At 73.0% G+C, this 14,200-nt stretch carries 9 protein-coding genes; 7 read left to right on the forward strand and 2 right to left on the reverse strand.

Annotation, left to right across the window (positions count from 1 at the left end; genetic code table 11):
- Positions 1-104: 104 nt before the first annotated feature.
- The 5 genes from ACIGXP_RS05670 to ACIGXP_RS05690 all read left to right on the forward strand — a co-directional run bounded on the left by ACIGXP_RS05670 (position 105) and on the right by ACIGXP_RS05690 (position 5,316).
- A complete protein-coding gene (locus ACIGXP_RS05670; RefSeq protein ID WP_399764866.1) occupies positions 105-1,211 on the forward strand; it encodes a hypothetical protein in 1,107 nt (368 codons plus the stop codon).
- A gap of 381 nt (positions 1,212-1,592) precedes the next feature.
- Positions 1,593-2,552 carry an NAD-dependent epimerase/dehydratase family protein gene (locus ACIGXP_RS05675; RefSeq protein ID WP_399764342.1) on the forward strand — a complete coding sequence of 320 codons (960 nt, stop codon included), beginning with the start codon at positions 1,593-1,595 and terminating at the stop codon, positions 2,550-2,552.
- Entirely contained in the window at positions 2,540-3,289 is a 750-nt protein-coding gene (locus tag ACIGXP_RS05680) for a spherulation-specific family 4 protein (RefSeq protein WP_399764344.1), read from the forward strand. The genes ACIGXP_RS05675 and ACIGXP_RS05680 overlap by 13 nt, the downstream gene beginning before the upstream one ends.
- Positions 3,290-3,352: 63 nt before the next feature.
- A complete protein-coding gene (moeZ, locus tag ACIGXP_RS05685) occupies positions 3,353-4,531 on the forward strand; it encodes an adenylyltransferase/sulfurtransferase MoeZ (protein ID WP_363218336.1) in 1,179 nt (392 codons plus the stop codon).
- Between the two features lie 347 nt (positions 4,532-4,878).
- A complete protein-coding gene (locus tag ACIGXP_RS05690; RefSeq protein ID WP_399764348.1) occupies positions 4,879-5,316 on the forward strand; it encodes an RICIN domain-containing protein in 438 nt (145 codons plus the stop codon).
- Between the two features lie 72 nt (positions 5,317-5,388).
- Here ACIGXP_RS05690 and ACIGXP_RS05695 read toward each other — a convergent pair whose 3' ends face one another.
- Both ACIGXP_RS05695 and ACIGXP_RS05700 read right to left on the reverse strand, forming a co-directional pair.
- A complete protein-coding gene (locus ACIGXP_RS05695; protein WP_363218331.1) occupies positions 5,389-6,936 on the reverse strand; it encodes an alpha/beta hydrolase in 1,548 nt (515 codons plus the stop codon).
- An 86-nt stretch (positions 6,937-7,022) separates the two neighbouring features.
- On the reverse strand, positions 7,023-9,965 hold the full coding sequence (locus tag ACIGXP_RS05700; protein WP_399764352.1) for a lysylphosphatidylglycerol synthase domain-containing protein: 2,943 nt from the start codon (positions 9,963-9,965) through the stop codon (positions 7,023-7,025).
- A gap of 186 nt (positions 9,966-10,151) precedes the next feature.
- Between ACIGXP_RS05700 and ACIGXP_RS05705 the strand changes: the two genes are divergently transcribed.
- Together ACIGXP_RS05705 and ACIGXP_RS05710 are read left to right on the forward strand one after the other, a co-directional pair.
- Positions 10,152-10,538, forward strand: coding sequence for an MGMT family protein (locus ACIGXP_RS05705; protein WP_399764354.1), 387 nt, complete (start codon positions 10,152-10,154; stop codon positions 10,536-10,538).
- A 257-nt stretch (positions 10,539-10,795) separates the two neighbouring features.
- Positions 10,796-14,158, forward strand: coding sequence for an ATP-dependent helicase (locus ACIGXP_RS05710; RefSeq protein ID WP_399764357.1), 3,363 nt, complete (start codon positions 10,796-10,798; stop codon positions 14,156-14,158).
- Positions 14,159-14,200 lie beyond the last annotated feature (42 nt).

A 14,200-nucleotide genomic window follows, 5' to 3' on the forward strand; every position in this document is an offset into this window, starting at 1 on the left:
ATGACGGGAAGTCGGGCAGCTCGCCCGCCCACGACCGTCATTCGGGCAGTCACGGGCCGAGCAGCCGGCGCGTCGCCGCACCCCGGCGCGGTGGCGCCGACCCCGTGAAGGCATTGCTGTACCGGCACCGGGAGCTGTGCGAGCGGGCCGTGGACCCGTTGGAGATCGCCGCCGGGCTGGAGGCGCACGGCGTCACCGACCGGACCGCCGCCCGCTGCCGCCACCGCGACGTCTTCTCGCTCGCCGAGGAGCTGTACGCGCGCGTGCCGCGCACCGGCGAGCGCGGCCCCGGGACCGAGCCCCTGCCCGCGCCCCGTGTCCGCGCGGACTGGATGCTGCTCACCCTGCTGCCCGGCGCCCTCGGCACGGCCACCGTGGCAGGACTGCGCCTCACCGACGGCCGCCCCCGCCTCCTGGTCGCCCTCGCCGGCATCCTCGCCCTCGCCCTCGCCACGCGGGCCGCACTGCGCCGCGGCCCCCTCGCCGGCCCGTCCGGCACACACCCGTGGCGGACGGCGCACGGCACGCGCGTGTGGCACCCGGCGCACGGCACGCGCGTGTGGACGCTCTGGCTCCTCGGGTACGCCCTCCTCGGCGACGGCCTGCTGCACGCCGTCGTGACGGGCGGCCCCGACGCCCTGCCGACCGGCGCCCCTGACGGCCCCTGGCCCACGGCCGACGCGCCCGCCCTGGCCCTCACCCTGGCCTGCGCCCCGGCCGCCTGGTGCGCCCACCTGCTCACCGCGGGCGCCCGCCGCAGGCTCGCCGGCAGCCGGGGCCTGGAGGACTTCACAGCCGCCGCCCGGCCGTTGCTGTACGGCACGTTCGCGCTCTTCCTCGGCGCGCTGGCCGCACTGCTCCTGGTCTGCGGCACCGTCCTGCACGAACCCGGGGCCCACCCGCAGATCCTCGCCCTGGGCGCCCTGCTCCTGCTCGCCCGACTGCTCACCGTGCACCACCACCGGCATGCCCCGGCCGTGCTGCTCGGCGCCGCCGCGGTCACGGAAGCGGTGGCGCTCGCCCTGCCGACGGTGGCAAGGCTGCCAGGCTGCGCCGTCCTGGCGGCCCCCGTCCGGGCCCTCGTGCACGTGTGGGGCGAGGCCGCCGTCCCGGCCCTCGCCTGCGGCACCGCGGCGCTGGCCCTGCTGCTCCACGCCGCCCGCACGCTGACCCGGGCGTCGGCACACGCGCCCACGGGAGCCCCCGACTGAACTTCCGCCGCCGGCCCGGACCGCCGGAGGCGACCGCACCACCCCTTTTGAAGGAGAAGACCAGATGACCACCTCCCGACCCGGAGCGTCCGGAGCCCCCGGGACCGCCGGAGCCGGAGTCCGGGGAACGACCGGATCCGCCGGCACCGTGAGAGCGAGCGGAGCCGACGCGCACTCCGGGCCCAGTGGATTCTCGGGCCGCGCACGTCCCGTCAGGCAGGCGGCGGGCCCCGTCAGGCAGGCGGCGGATCCGTCCGAACGCTTCTGTCACAACGGACGCTGTCATATCGGCCCCTGTCTCAACGGATGCCGCCACCACGGCCCCAGCAGGCACACCGTTCCCGTCGCTGTCGCCGGCGCGCACACCCCGGGAGCCGTCCGATGAGGGTCCTGCTGATCGGAGCCAACGGATACATCGGCCGGTTCGTGGCCGACCGTCTCCTCGCCGACCCGGCCGTCCAGCTCACCGCGCTCGGCCGCGGCGACGACGCCGACGTCCGCTTCGACCTGGCCACCGGCAGCCCGGGCGCACTCACCCGCTTCCTCGACGCGGTGCACCCCGGTGTGGTCATCAACTGCGCCGGCGCCATCCGCGGCGGCGCCCGCGACCTCACCCGGCACAACACCGTCGCCGTCGCCACCGTCTGCGAGGCCCTGCGCCGCAGCGGCTGCGGCGCCCGTCTGGTGCAGATCGGGTGCAGCGCCGAGTACGGGCCGAGCCAGCCCGGCTCCTCCACCGCCGAGGATGCCGTACCCCGCCCAGGGGGCCCCTACGGCGTCAGCAAGCTCGCCGCGACCGAACTGGTCCTCGGCTCCGGCCTGGACGCCGTCGTACTGCGGGTCTTCTCGCCGGCCGGCCCCGGCACCCCGGCCGGCTCCCCGCTGGGCCGGCTCGCCGAGGCCATGCGGCGCGCCATGCAGTCCGGCGACGGCGAACTCAAACTCGGGGGCCTCGGGGTCCAGCGCGACTTCGTCGACGTACGCGACGTCGCGCGCGCCGTGCACGCCGCCTCGCTCTCCGCCGCACAGGGCGTCATCAACATCGGCTCCGGCCGCGCCGTACGCCTGCGCGACGCCGCCGCCGTCCTCGCGCGCGTGGCCGGATACGGCGGCGCCCTGCACGAACTGGACGCCCCGCCCGGCCCGCTGCGCGGCGCCATCGGCCACCCCCGGCCCGACTCCGACCACGCGGCCCCGGTCGCCTACCCGTACCCGGACGGCTGCGGCAGCTGGCAGCAGGCCGACGTGCGCACCGCACGCGACCGGCTCGGCTGGCGGCCCCGCATCAACCTCGAAGAGTCCCTGGCCGACATCTGGATGGAGGCGGCATGCCGCATCTGACCAGCACCGCAGCAGGCGCCACGAGCACCGGCCTGCGCACCGCCCTGGGCATCCCCGGCTACGCCCATCCGCTGGTCGCCCCCGCTCAGTGGGCGGAACTCGCCCGCCCCGGCACCCCGCTGGACTGGGTGGTCCTCAACGTGGCCGCCGGACCGGGCACCCGTCCCGACCCGCACTGCCTGGAAGCGGCGGCGAGGCTGCGCGGCGCGGGGGTACGGGTCCTCGGCCACCTGGACCTCACCCACGGCGCCCGCGCCTTCGCCGATCTGCTCTCCGACGCCCACCGCCACCTGGACTGGTACCACGTCGACGGCTTCCTGCTGGACCGCTGCCCCACCGACCGCGCGGCGCTCCCCGAGGTCCGCCGCGCGGTCACCACCCTCCGGGCGATCAGTGACACCGCCCACATCGTGCTGGGCCACGGCACCCATCCGCACCCGGGCTATGCCGAGAACGCCGACCAGCTGGTCACCTTCTCCGGCTCCTGGGCCGCCTACCGCTGGTCGCAGGTCGCCGAGTGGACCGCCGACTACCCGCCGGACCGCTTCTGCCACTTCGTGCACGGCCTACCCCGCGGCCACCTGGAGGAGGCACTGCGCATCGCCCGCTGGCAGGGAGCGGCGACGATCTACTTCACCGACCGCACGGACCACGGCGGACGCACCGACCCCTGGGAGACGATGCCCGGCTACTGGGACGACATCGTCTCGCGTATCGGAACAGGTGTCTCGGAATGAAAAAGGCCGTGGCAGTGTTACGGGAAGAACAACCGTACTGTTTGACCGACCAACGGAGTCCCCGTGTCGCTGCCACCCCTGGTCGAGCCAGCTTCTGAGCTCACCGTAGACGAGGTCCGCCGGTACTCCCGCCACCTGATCATCCCGGATGTCGGGATGGACGGGCAGAAGCGGCTGAAGAACGCCAAGGTGCTCTGTGTGGGCGCGGGCGGCCTGGGCTCGCCGGCGCTGATGTACCTGGCCGCCGCGGGTGTGGGCACCCTGGGCATCGTGGAGTTCGACGAGGTCGACGAGTCGAACCTGCAGCGCCAGATCATCCACAGCCAGTCCGACATCGGCCGCTCCAAGGCCGAGTCCGCGCGTGACACGGTCAAGGGCATCAACCCGTACGTGAACGTGATCCTTCACGAGGAGCGGCTGGAAGCCGACAACGTGATGGACATCTTCGGCCAGTACGACCTGATCGTCGACGGCACGGACAACTTCGCGACCCGCTACCTGGTCAACGACGCGTGCGTGCTGCTGAACAAGCCGTACGTGTGGGGTTCGATCTACCGCTTCGACGGCCAGGCCTCCGTCTTCTGGTCCGAGCACGGCCCCTGCTACCGCTGCCTCTACCCGGAGCCCCCGCCCCCCGGCATGGTCCCCTCCTGCGCCGAGGGCGGCGTCCTGGGCGTGCTGTGCGCGTCCATCGGCTCCATCCAGGTCAACGAGGCCATCAAGCTCCTCGCGGGCATCGGCGAGCCGCTGGTCGGCCGCCTGATGATCTACGACGCCCTGGAGATGCAGTACCGCCAGGTCAAGGTCCGCAAGGACCCGAACTGCGCGGTCTGCGGCGAGAACCCGACCGTCACCGAGCTCATCGACTACGAGGCCTTCTGCGGCGTCGTCTCCGAGGAGGCCCAGGCGGCGGCCGCCGACTCCACGATCACTCCGAAGCAGCTCAAGGAGTGGATCGACGAGGGCGAGAGCATCGAGATCATCGACGTCCGCGAGCCGAACGAGTACGAGATCGTCTCCATCCCGGGCGCCAAGCTGATCCCGAAGAACGAGTTCCTCATGGGCACCGCCCTGGAGACCCTCCCGCAGGACAAGAAGATCGTCCTGCATTGCAAGACGGGCGTCCGCAGTGCGGAAGTCCTGGCCGTCCTGAAGTCCGCGGGCTTCTCCGACGCGGTCCACGTCGGCGGCGGCGTCATCGGCTGGGTCAACCAGATCGAACCGCACAAGCCGGTCTACTGACCGGCTTGCCCGCCGGCCAGCGGCATGGAAGAGGCCCACGGCTCCGACCGGCTCCGACCGGTTCGGATGCCGTGGGCCTCTGTCGTCGTCAGTCGGTCTCCCCGAGTGATCTCACCGATCAGCCCATCGACACCGGCCTGTGTCTGCCGTTGGGATATGTGCATTGCAGTGTGTTGATCCTTTCGGCTAGTTTGTGATCAACTCTGGGCGCTTGTCGGCGCGTTGAGGTTGACCTCCATTGCGTGATCACAGTCGCAGCGGTTGTCCGGCCACGTGCGAGGCATGACCACCTCGCGATCTTGTGGCGCCGCTGTCGTCACGCTCGGCAGAAGAGACGGGGAGTTCGAATGAAGAGGCGTTTGATGGGCAGGCTCGCGGCGATGGTCCTGGCCCCGGCTGTGATCCTGGTGGGCGCCGGCGAGGCATTCGCCGACGGCACCGTCACCTGGCAGAACAAGCTCAACGGCAAGTGTCTGGGCGTCATCAACAACATCCCCATGGCGGCGGCCGACTGCGGTTCGACGCCCTCCAAGTGGACCGAGACGAAGCAGTCCGACGGGTCCTGGACGTTCAAGACCAGCTATGGCTACTGCCTGGACAGCAACAAGGACGGGAAGGTCTACGTCCTGCACTGCAACGGCGGTGACAACCAGAAGTGGTACGAGACCAAGGACTCCTTCGGCTGGCGGCTCCAGGACAAGGCGACCAAGCTCACGCTCGGCCAGAACGACGGCGTGCTCTACACGAACTACGACGGCGGTCTCAAGGCCCAGCGCTGGGCCTGAGTTTCGACGTCGCTCCCGGCTGAGTCGTGGAGCAGGGGCCCCGGACAGCACGCGTCCGGGGCCCCGTCCCTGTCATGAGCAGACCGTGCCGGCCTTCGGTTCCTTGCCGTTGAGCAGGTAGTCGTTCACCGCGCTCTGCACGCACTTGTTCTTGCTGTCGTACGCGCCGTGCCCCTGGCCCTTGTACGTCAGTTCCACGGCGACGCCCTTGCCGAGTGCGTCCACCATCTTCTTCGCGCCCTCGTACGGCGTGGCCGGGTCGCCGGTGTTGCCGACGACAAGGATGGGTGCCGAGCCGGGTGCGCTGACGTCGGGGTGGTCGGCGGCACCCGGCACGGCCCAGTCGGTGCAGCTGACCATGCCCCAGGCCAGGTAGTCCCCGAACAGCGGGGAGGCGGCGCGGAACTCGGGCAGCTTCTGCTGGACGTAGTCGGCGGTGTACCGGGGTTTGTCGTCGGCGCAGTTGATGGCGATGTTCGCCGCCGTGATGTTGCTGTACTCGCCGTTCTCGCTGCGGCCGTTCAACGAGTCGGACAGCAGCATCAGGATCTTGCCGTCGCCCGCGTAGGCCTGTTCGAGGCCCTCGGTGAGGTACTCCCAGAAGTCCTTGGAGTACAGGGCCTGCGCGATGCCGTTGGTCGCGGCGGTCTGGGTGAGCTGCCGGGGCGTGATGCCGGAGATCGGCTTCTTCTCCAGGTCGTTCAGGAATTTCGCGATGCGGTTCTTCACGTCCTGCGCGGTGTCGCCGATCGGGCATTCCGTCGTCTTCGAGGTGCAGTCCGCGGCGAAGTTGTCGAGCGCCAGCTGGAAGCCCTTGGCCTGTCCCAGCGCGCTCTGTTCGGGGTTCTCGGTGGGGTCGACGACGGCGTCGAGCACGGCCCGGCCGACGTTCCTGGGGAACAGGTGGGCGTACACGCCGCCCAGTTCGGTGCCGTAGGAGATGCCGAAGTAGTGCAGCTTCGTGTCGCCGAGGACCTGGCGCATCAGGTCCATGTCGCGGGCCGCGTCGGTGGTCGCCACGTGCGGCAGGATCTTCTTCGAGTTCTTCTCGCAGGCCTCGTTGAACTGCTTGGTGCGGTCCAGGAGCGCGCTGCGCTCGGCGCTGTCGTCGGGGGTCGCGTCCTGCTGGAAGTACGTGTCCAGCTGGGCGTCGCTCTCGCACTTCACCGGCGCGCTGCGGCCGACTCCGCGCGGATCGAAGCTGACCAGGTCGTAGCGGGTGCCCAGAGCGGTGTAGTCCGCGCCGAACGCGGGCAGCGTGCTGACGCCGCTGCCGCCGGGGCCGCCGAAGTTGAACACGAGCGAGCCGATCCGCTGGTTCGCCGGGCCGCTGGCCCGGGCGCGGATCAGGGCGATGTCGATGGTGTCGCCCTTCGGTCTGCTCCAGTCCAGCGGCGCCCTCATGGTGGCGCACTGCCAGCTGGTGCCGTTCGGCAGCGGAGAGGGCGCGCTGCCGCCGCCCTCCGCCTCGGACGGAGCCGGGCAGTCCGTCCAGTCCAGCTTCTGCGCCGTGAGGTCGCCGTCCTTGGGGGTGCCGGCGCCGCATCCGGCCAGCAGGGCGGACAGCAGCACGCCCGTGCTGGTCAGGGCGGCGGCGCGCAGCCGGGAGGGGTTCGCCATGCTCCCATCCTGGGGGCGCACGCCGAGGCGCGCGCGGGGCGCGGGCCGTACGAGGTACGCGCCCGCCCTGCCGTCAAGGAGTCCGCTTACAGGGCTCCCTTGCGGGTGAGGTGGTTGAACGCCAGCCAGCCCGGCAGCACCGGCAGCCACAGCGTCAGCAGGCGGTACAGCAGGACGGCCGGAGCGGCGACCTCCTTGGGCAGCCCGAAGGCGATCAGGCCGAGCGTGAGGCTCGCCTCGACCGCGCCCACGCCGCCGGGGGTGGGCGCGGCGGACCCGAGCGCGTTGCCGGCGAGGAAGACGACGGCGACGCTGGCGATGCTCAGCGAGGCCGAGCCGTCGCCGAACGCCCGGACGGAGGCGTCCAGGCACATCACGAAGCAGGCCGTCAGCAGGAGCATGCCGCCGATGCCGGTGACGAGCTTCTGCGGCCGCTGCAGCACATCGAGCATCCGCGGCACGACACCGGCGAACAGCGACCTCACGCGCGTGACGACGAATTTCCGCAGGAACGGCACCGACGTCACCACCAGCACCAGCACCGCCACGGTCAGCAGGCCCGCGATGACCGTCCGGGACGGCGACAGCGACGGGGTCTTCTCGGTGCCGGTCAGATAGCCGAAGGACAGCAGCATCAGGATGTGGCAGCCGAGCCCGAACAGCTGAGACGCGCCGACGCTCGCCACCGCGAGCCCCGCGCGCACGCCGGCGCGTTGCAGGAAGCGCGTGTTCAGGGCCACACCGCCGACCGCGGCCGGCGCCACGATCTTCACGAAGGACCCGGCGACCTGCGCCGCCACCGTCCTCAGGAACGGCACCCGCTCCGGCACGAAGCCCAGCAGCGCCATCGCCGCGGCGACATAGCTGAGCGCGGAGAACGCCACCGCGGCGATCACCCAGCCCCACTGTGCCTGCGCGAACAGCGTGCCGAACTCGATGTGGGTGAGCTGCGTCAGCAGGTAGTACGCGCCGATCGCACCCGCGATGAAGCTGATGAGCGTGCGCGGCCGTACGCGCTCCAGCCGGGCCGGCTCCACGGGGGCCTGGGGCCTGATCCGCAGCACCTCGTGCCGGATCTGGGTGAGCAGGTCCTCCTCGCGGGCCTCGTCCAGGGCTTCGTCGATGGCCCGCCGCTCCGCGCGCTGCTCGGCGCGGGCCGCCTTCTTGTCGGGCTTTTCCAGGGCGGCCCCGTCCGCCTCCGAGGCTTCCTCCAGGCGGGCCTGCTTGGCCTGCCGGGACGCCTCCAGGACCGCTTCCCGTTCCCGCTGGGCGCGCTCCCGGGCCAGCCGGCGCAGCGTCGCGCGCGTGGAGCGCGTGAGCGCGATCGGCTGCAGCATCGGCAGGCAGTCGGCGACCGCGTCGGGTCCGAGCACCCCGACCGCCGAGGCCACCGCCCGCTCGGCCCCCACCCGCAGACCGAGCGTCGTGACCAGCTGGGCCACGTCCATGCGCAGCAGCAGCTCCCCGGCCGCGATCTCACCGCCGCGCAGCTCGGTGAGGATCACCCTGCCGGAACGATCCACCAGAATCGCGTCACCCGCGAGCCTGCGGTGCGCGATGCGCCGCGACTGCAGCGCCCGCACCTGGTGCCAGGTGTTGCGCAGCAGCTCGTCGGTGATCTCCGCGTCGGCCAGCGAGTCCAGCGTGCGCCCGCCGGTGTGCTCGTAGACGAGCATGACGGCGTCGGGGCCGAGCTCGGAGGTGGCGATGAGCTTGGGCGCGTGGGCGCCGGCCGCGATCGCCGCGTACGCCAGCAGCGCCTCCTGCTCCAGCGCCTGGCGCAGCGACTGCAGGCTGGAGCGGGTGGCGAAACCGCGCAGCGTGAGATTGCGCCACGCACGGTAGAAGAAGCCCTGGGCCTGCTGCTCACGGTCGACGACCGTGACGTCCAGCGGTGGCCCGTCCTCCAGGGTGACGAAGTAGCGCCGGCCGCGGTCGCTGTTCTCCGTCTCCACGGCCTCCTCGCGGGCCGCGCTGACGGGGTGGAAACCGACGTGCCTGAGGCCCGCCATCAGCGTCTGGCCGGTGGGGCGGACGTTGGGGGAGCCGACCGCGTACAGCGTGCCGTAGGCGATGGTCCAGCCGATCAGCACGGTCAGGATGATCGAGAACGGGGTGGTGTAGCCGGTGACCAGCATCGAGAACGCGTCGAGCAGCAGCACGATCCACAGCACCGCGCGCCATCTGGGTCTGCGGGACATGCCGACGGCCGTCATGTAGGCGATGACCGGGGCCAGGTAGCCGTGCACCGGGTCGGTCAGGGCGTGGATGTCGCCAGGCGAGGGCTGGGTGAGCGCCTCCTGGATCGAGCCCGGAGCGGCCCGTGCGACCCACAGGTCGGTCGCGAGGGTCACTCCGTGGGCGAGGACGGCCGCGAGGACGCCGTCGGCGATGCGCAGCCCGTCGCGTTTGATCAGCCGTTCGATCGCGAAGGCGACCGGTACCAGCAGGATCGCGATGCTGGACGCCAGACCCGCGAACCTGATGAGCAGGTCGGGGGCCTGCCCGGTGCCCTTGTTGATGTCCTGTTCGAGGCCCGAGGTGGTGCCGTGCGCGAACGCGGCGATGGCGAGCAGCACCACGACGGCGAGCAGGCCCACCAGCAGCCGCATCAGGTCGGAGGGGCGGTGCACGCGCGCGGGGAGCAGCGGTTCGTCGCCCTCCACCGCCTCGGCGTGCGGATCGTCGTCTGCGCCCGGACCACGGTCGGGGGGCGTGCTGTCCGGGACGTGCGCGTCCTCGGTGTCGTCGCCGCCGTCGCCCGCGCCGTCGCCGCTGTCCCCCGCGCCGTCGCCGCCGTCACGCGCGCGGTCGTCGTCCCCCCGCACGCGCGTACCGCCGTCCGCGCGGTCGCCGTCCTCACGCGCGCGTGGGCCGTCGTCCTCGGGCGAGCCGGTGTCTGCCGTGCCGTCGTCCTTGCGGGAACCGGCGTCTTCGGCACCGTCCTGCCGGCGCGGACCGGTGCCGGGGCGCGCGCCGGCGTCAGGGGTGCCCGCCCCGCCCTCGGGGTGCCCGCCCTGCTGATTCATGGTCTCTTCTTGGTCTCGTATCACCAGTCACCGCCCGCACGATGGTGGCATGCCCCACCGACACACGCGGGCATCAGGGTGCGGATGCGTGGGCGCACAGTCTGCCGGAAGCGGCGTCCCGGGGCGAGAGGGCCGCTCCTCGCGGTCCGCGCCGCGATGTCGGTGGGGTGCGGCAGGATGGGACGAATGAGCGAGCAGAGCCCTGCCGAGGACACCCCGGGGGAGTACGCGGACGCCCTGCCGGAGTACGCGGAGCGGGTCCTGGAGGTCGCCGAGCGGATTCCGCCGGGCCGGGTCATGACGTACGGCGATGTCGCCGAGTGGCTCGACGAAGGGGGACCGCGCCAGGTCGGCCGGGTGATGTCCCTCTACGGAGGCGCCGTGCCGTGGTGGCGGGTCGTCCGCGCCGACGGGCTGCTGCTGCCCGGCCACGAGCTGCGCGCGCTCGCCCACTACCGCGACGAGGGCACCCCGCTGAAGGAGGCGGCCAGGAGCGCCGAGGGCCATCTGCCGCGGCTGGACGTGCGGCGGGCCCGATGGGACGGCGGGGCGGACGCGGAGGGTCACATCTGACAGCTTCCGCCATCGGATGCCTCCGGGGAGAGCCCGTGGCCCGTACGGGTGACATCGGGGACTCCCGTGGCATGACGTACGTTCGTGAGATGAGGGACCCGCGTGACCCCCGGGCCGTGAGGGAAGAAGCCGAAGCCCTGCTTCCTTCCGGTGCGGCGGCGTAGCGTCGGCTGCACGTGTCCCCCTCACCCCGCGGCCACCGCCTCGCACGCATGACCGCCCGCCCACCAGCACAACCACCAGGACCGGCCGATCACGTGAGCTCCTCCTCCACCACCAGGCGTCTGCCGCACCAACCGGTGCGGCAGGGGAGCCGTGGCGCTTACCGACTGGTCCGTACGCCGCCGGCCGCCGTGGACCCCCCTCCTCTGGACGCGGCACAGCGCGCCGTGGTTGACCACCGCAGCGGCCCCCTGCTCGTCCTCGCCGGACCGGGCACCGGCAAGACCACCACGCTCGTCGAGTCGGTGGCCGCGCGGATCGCCCGGGGCGCCGATCCCGAGCGCATCCTGGTGCTGACGTTCAGCCGCAAGGCGGCCGTCGACCTGCGCGACCGCATGGCCCTGCGCATCGGCGCCGCCCGCGCGCCCCGGGCGACCACGTTCCACTCGTACTGCTACGCCCTGGTGCGCGCCCACCAGGGCAGCGGCCCGTTCGCCGAGCCGCTGCGCCTGCTCTCCGGCCCCGAGCAGGACGTCGCCGTCCGCGAGCTGCTCGCCGGGCAGCCGGAGCTGGAGCGGCTCGGACTCACCCATGTGCGCTGGCCCGACGAACTGCGCGCCTGCCTGACCACACGCGGCTTCGCCGACGAGGTCCGCGCGGTCCTCGCCCGCAGCCGCGAGCTGGGCCTCGGCCCGGACAGCCTGGACGCCTTCGCCCGCCGTATCGGGCGCCCGGACTGGCGCGCCGCCGCCGCCTTCCTCGCCGAGTACCTCGACGTGCTCGACATGCAGGGCGTGATCGACTACGCGGAACTGGTCCACCGCGCGGTCCTGCTCGCCCGCCGCCCGGAGACCGCCGCCCGGCTCGCCGCTCAGTACGACGCCGTGTACGTCGACGAGTACCAGGACACCGACCCCGCCCAGGTACGGCTCCTGCACGCGCTGGCCGGCGACGGACGCACCCTGCTCGCCTTCGGTGACCCCGACCAGTCGATCTACGCCTTCCGCGGCGCCGACGTGAACGGCATCCTCGACTTCCCGGCGGCTTTCCCACGCGTGGACGGCCGCCCCGCCCCCGTCGAGGTGCTGCGCACCTCCCGCCGCTCCGGTGCCGCCCTGCTGGCCGCCACCCGCCTGATCACCCAGCGCATGCCGCTGCCCCGGCTCCCCGCCGAGAAGGTCCGCGCCCACCGCGAGCCGACCGCCGTACGGGACGGCGGTCGCGTCGAGGTCTACACGTACCCCACAGCAGGTACAGAACTGGACAACATCGCGGACATCCTGCGCCGAGCGCACCTGGAAGACGGTGTCGCCTGGAGCGACATGGCCGTCCTGGTCAGGGCCGGCGCCCGCACCCTGCCGACCCTGCGCCGCGCCCTCACCGCGGCCGGCGTCCCGCTGGACATCGACGGCGACGACCTGCCCCTGCGTCACGAGCCGGCGGTGGCCCCGCTGCTGACGGCCCTGCGCGCGGTGGCCGGGGCGGAGGCGCGGCGCGACGAGGAGAACAGCGCCCCGCAAGGTGAGCCCTCCGCCGGACAGGACGCTCCGCAAGAGGCCGCCGAGCCCGCCCCGGGCACCGCCTCCTGGCTCGACACGGAGACCGCGCTCACCCTGCTCGCCTCGCCCCTGGCCGGCATGGACCCCGCCGACCTGCGCCGCCTCGGGCGCGCCCTGCGCGAGGAGGAGCGGGCGGCCGGCAACCCCGTGCCGCCCCCCTCCGACGTACTGCTCGCACAGGCGCTCGCCGAACCCGAGCGGCTGGCCGTGCACGACCCGGCGTACGCGCGCGGGGCGCAGCGCCTCGGCGCGCTGCTCCGCAAGGCCCGCGAACGGCTGGCCGGCGGCGGTACGGCCGAGGAGGCGCTGTGGGACCTGTGGGAGGGCACGCCCTGGCCCGCACGCCTGGAGCGGACCGCCCGGCGGGGCGGCGCGGCCGGCCGCAACGCCGACCGGGACCTGGACGCGGTGTGCGCGCTGTTCGCCACCGCCGCGCGCGCGGAGGAGCGCACCGGGGGCCGCGGCGCGCTGAACTTCCTGGAGGAGATCGAGGCCGAGGACATCGCCGCCGACACGCTCACGCGCCGCGCAGTGCGCCCGGACGCCGTCCGCCTGATGACCGCGCACCGCTCCAAGGGCCTGGAGTGGCGGCTGGTGGTCGTCGCCGGCGTCCAGGAGGGCCTGTGGCCCGACCTGCGCCGCCGCGGCTCCCTCCTGGAGGCCGACCGCATCGGCCGGGACGGCCTCGCCGAACCGCTCACCCCGGGTGCGCTGCTCGCCGAGGAGCGCCGGCTGTTCTACGTCGCCGCCACGCGCGCGCGTGAGCGCCTCGTCGTGACCGCGGTGAAGGCACCGGCCGACGACGGCGACCAGCCGTCCCGCTTCCTGACCGAACTCGGCGTCGAACCCCGGGACGTCACCGGCCGTCCCCGGCGCCCGCTGTCCGTGGCCGCGCTCGTCGCCGAGCTGCGCGCCACCACGGTCGACCCGCGCGCGTCCGCCGCCCTGCGCCAGGCCGCCGCCCGCCGCCTGGCCCGGCTCGCCGCCCTCGCCGACGAGGACGGCCGCCCGCTGGTGCCGTCCGCACACCCCTACCGCTGGTGGGGCATGTACGACCCGACCGAGAGCAAGGTGCCGCTGCGCCACCGCGACCGGCCGGTCGTACTCTCCGGCAGCGCCCTCGACCAGCTCGCCAACACCTGTGCGCTCCAGTGGTTCCTGGGCCGCGAGGTGAAGGCCGACGCACCGGCCACCGCCGCACAGGGCTTCGGCAACGTCGTCCACGTCCTCGCCGACGAGGTCGCCTCCGGCCGCAGCGCGGCCGACCTCGACGTCCTCATGGAGCGCCTGGACTCGGTGTGGAACGCGCTCGCCTTCGACGCGCCCTGGAAGTCCCAGCAGGAGAAGGACAACGCGCGCGTGGCGCTCGAACGCTTCCTGAACTGGCATGTGCTGGACCGCGCCGGGCGCACCCCGGTGGCCAGCGAGCAGGACTTCGACGTCACCCTCGAAGCGGGCGACTACCAGGTCCGCATCCGCGGCCAGATGGACCGCGTCGAGACCGACGGCGAGGGCCGTGCCTACGTGGTCGACTTCAAGACCGGCAAACAGGCACCCAGCGCCGCCGAGGTGACCCGCCACCCCCAGCTCGCCGTCTACCAGCTCGCCGTCCGCGAAGGCGCCGTCGACGACGCCTTCGACGGGGTATGTCCCGAACCCGGCGGTGCGGAACTGGTGCACCTCAGGCAAGGGGCCGCCAAACGCGACGGAGGCGACAGCCTGCCCAAGGTGCAGACCCAGGAGCCGCTGTCGGGGCAGTGGGTCGGCGAGCTGCTGGCCACCGCCGCCGGCAAGGTCCTCGACGAGCGGTTCGCGCCGAACACCGGCCAGCACTGCACCCACTGCGCGTTCCGCGCCTCGTGCAGCGCCCGGCCCGAGGGGCGGCACGTGGTCGAGTGAGCCCCTGGGAGATGCCGGGGTGACGTACGGCACCACATGGGC

Origin of the sequence: Streptomyces sp. NPDC053069 (genome assembly GCF_044546895.1) — a bacterium.
GTDB lineage: Bacteria > Actinomycetota > Actinomycetes > Streptomycetales > Streptomycetaceae > Streptomyces.

Coding starts and splice junctions, on each gene's coding strand:
- ACIGXP_RS05690 (WP_399764348.1), top strand. CDS start 4,879: ATGAAGAGGCGTTTGATGGGCAGGCTCGCGGCGATGGTCCTGGCCCCG.
- ACIGXP_RS05700 (WP_399764352.1), bottom strand. CDS start 9,965: ATGAATCAGCAGGGCGGGCACCCCGAGGGCGGGGCGGGCACCCCTGAC.
- ACIGXP_RS05695 (WP_363218331.1), bottom strand. CDS start 6,936: ATGGCGAACCCCTCCCGGCTGCGCGCCGCCGCCCTGACCAGCACGGGC.
- ACIGXP_RS05680 (WP_399764344.1), top strand. CDS start 2,540: ATGCCGCATCTGACCAGCACCGCAGCAGGCGCCACGAGCACCGGCCTG.
- ACIGXP_RS05675 (WP_399764342.1), top strand. CDS start 1,593: ATGAGGGTCCTGCTGATCGGAGCCAACGGATACATCGGCCGGTTCGTG.
- ACIGXP_RS05705 (WP_399764354.1), top strand. CDS start 10,152: ATGAGCGAGCAGAGCCCTGCCGAGGACACCCCGGGGGAGTACGCGGAC.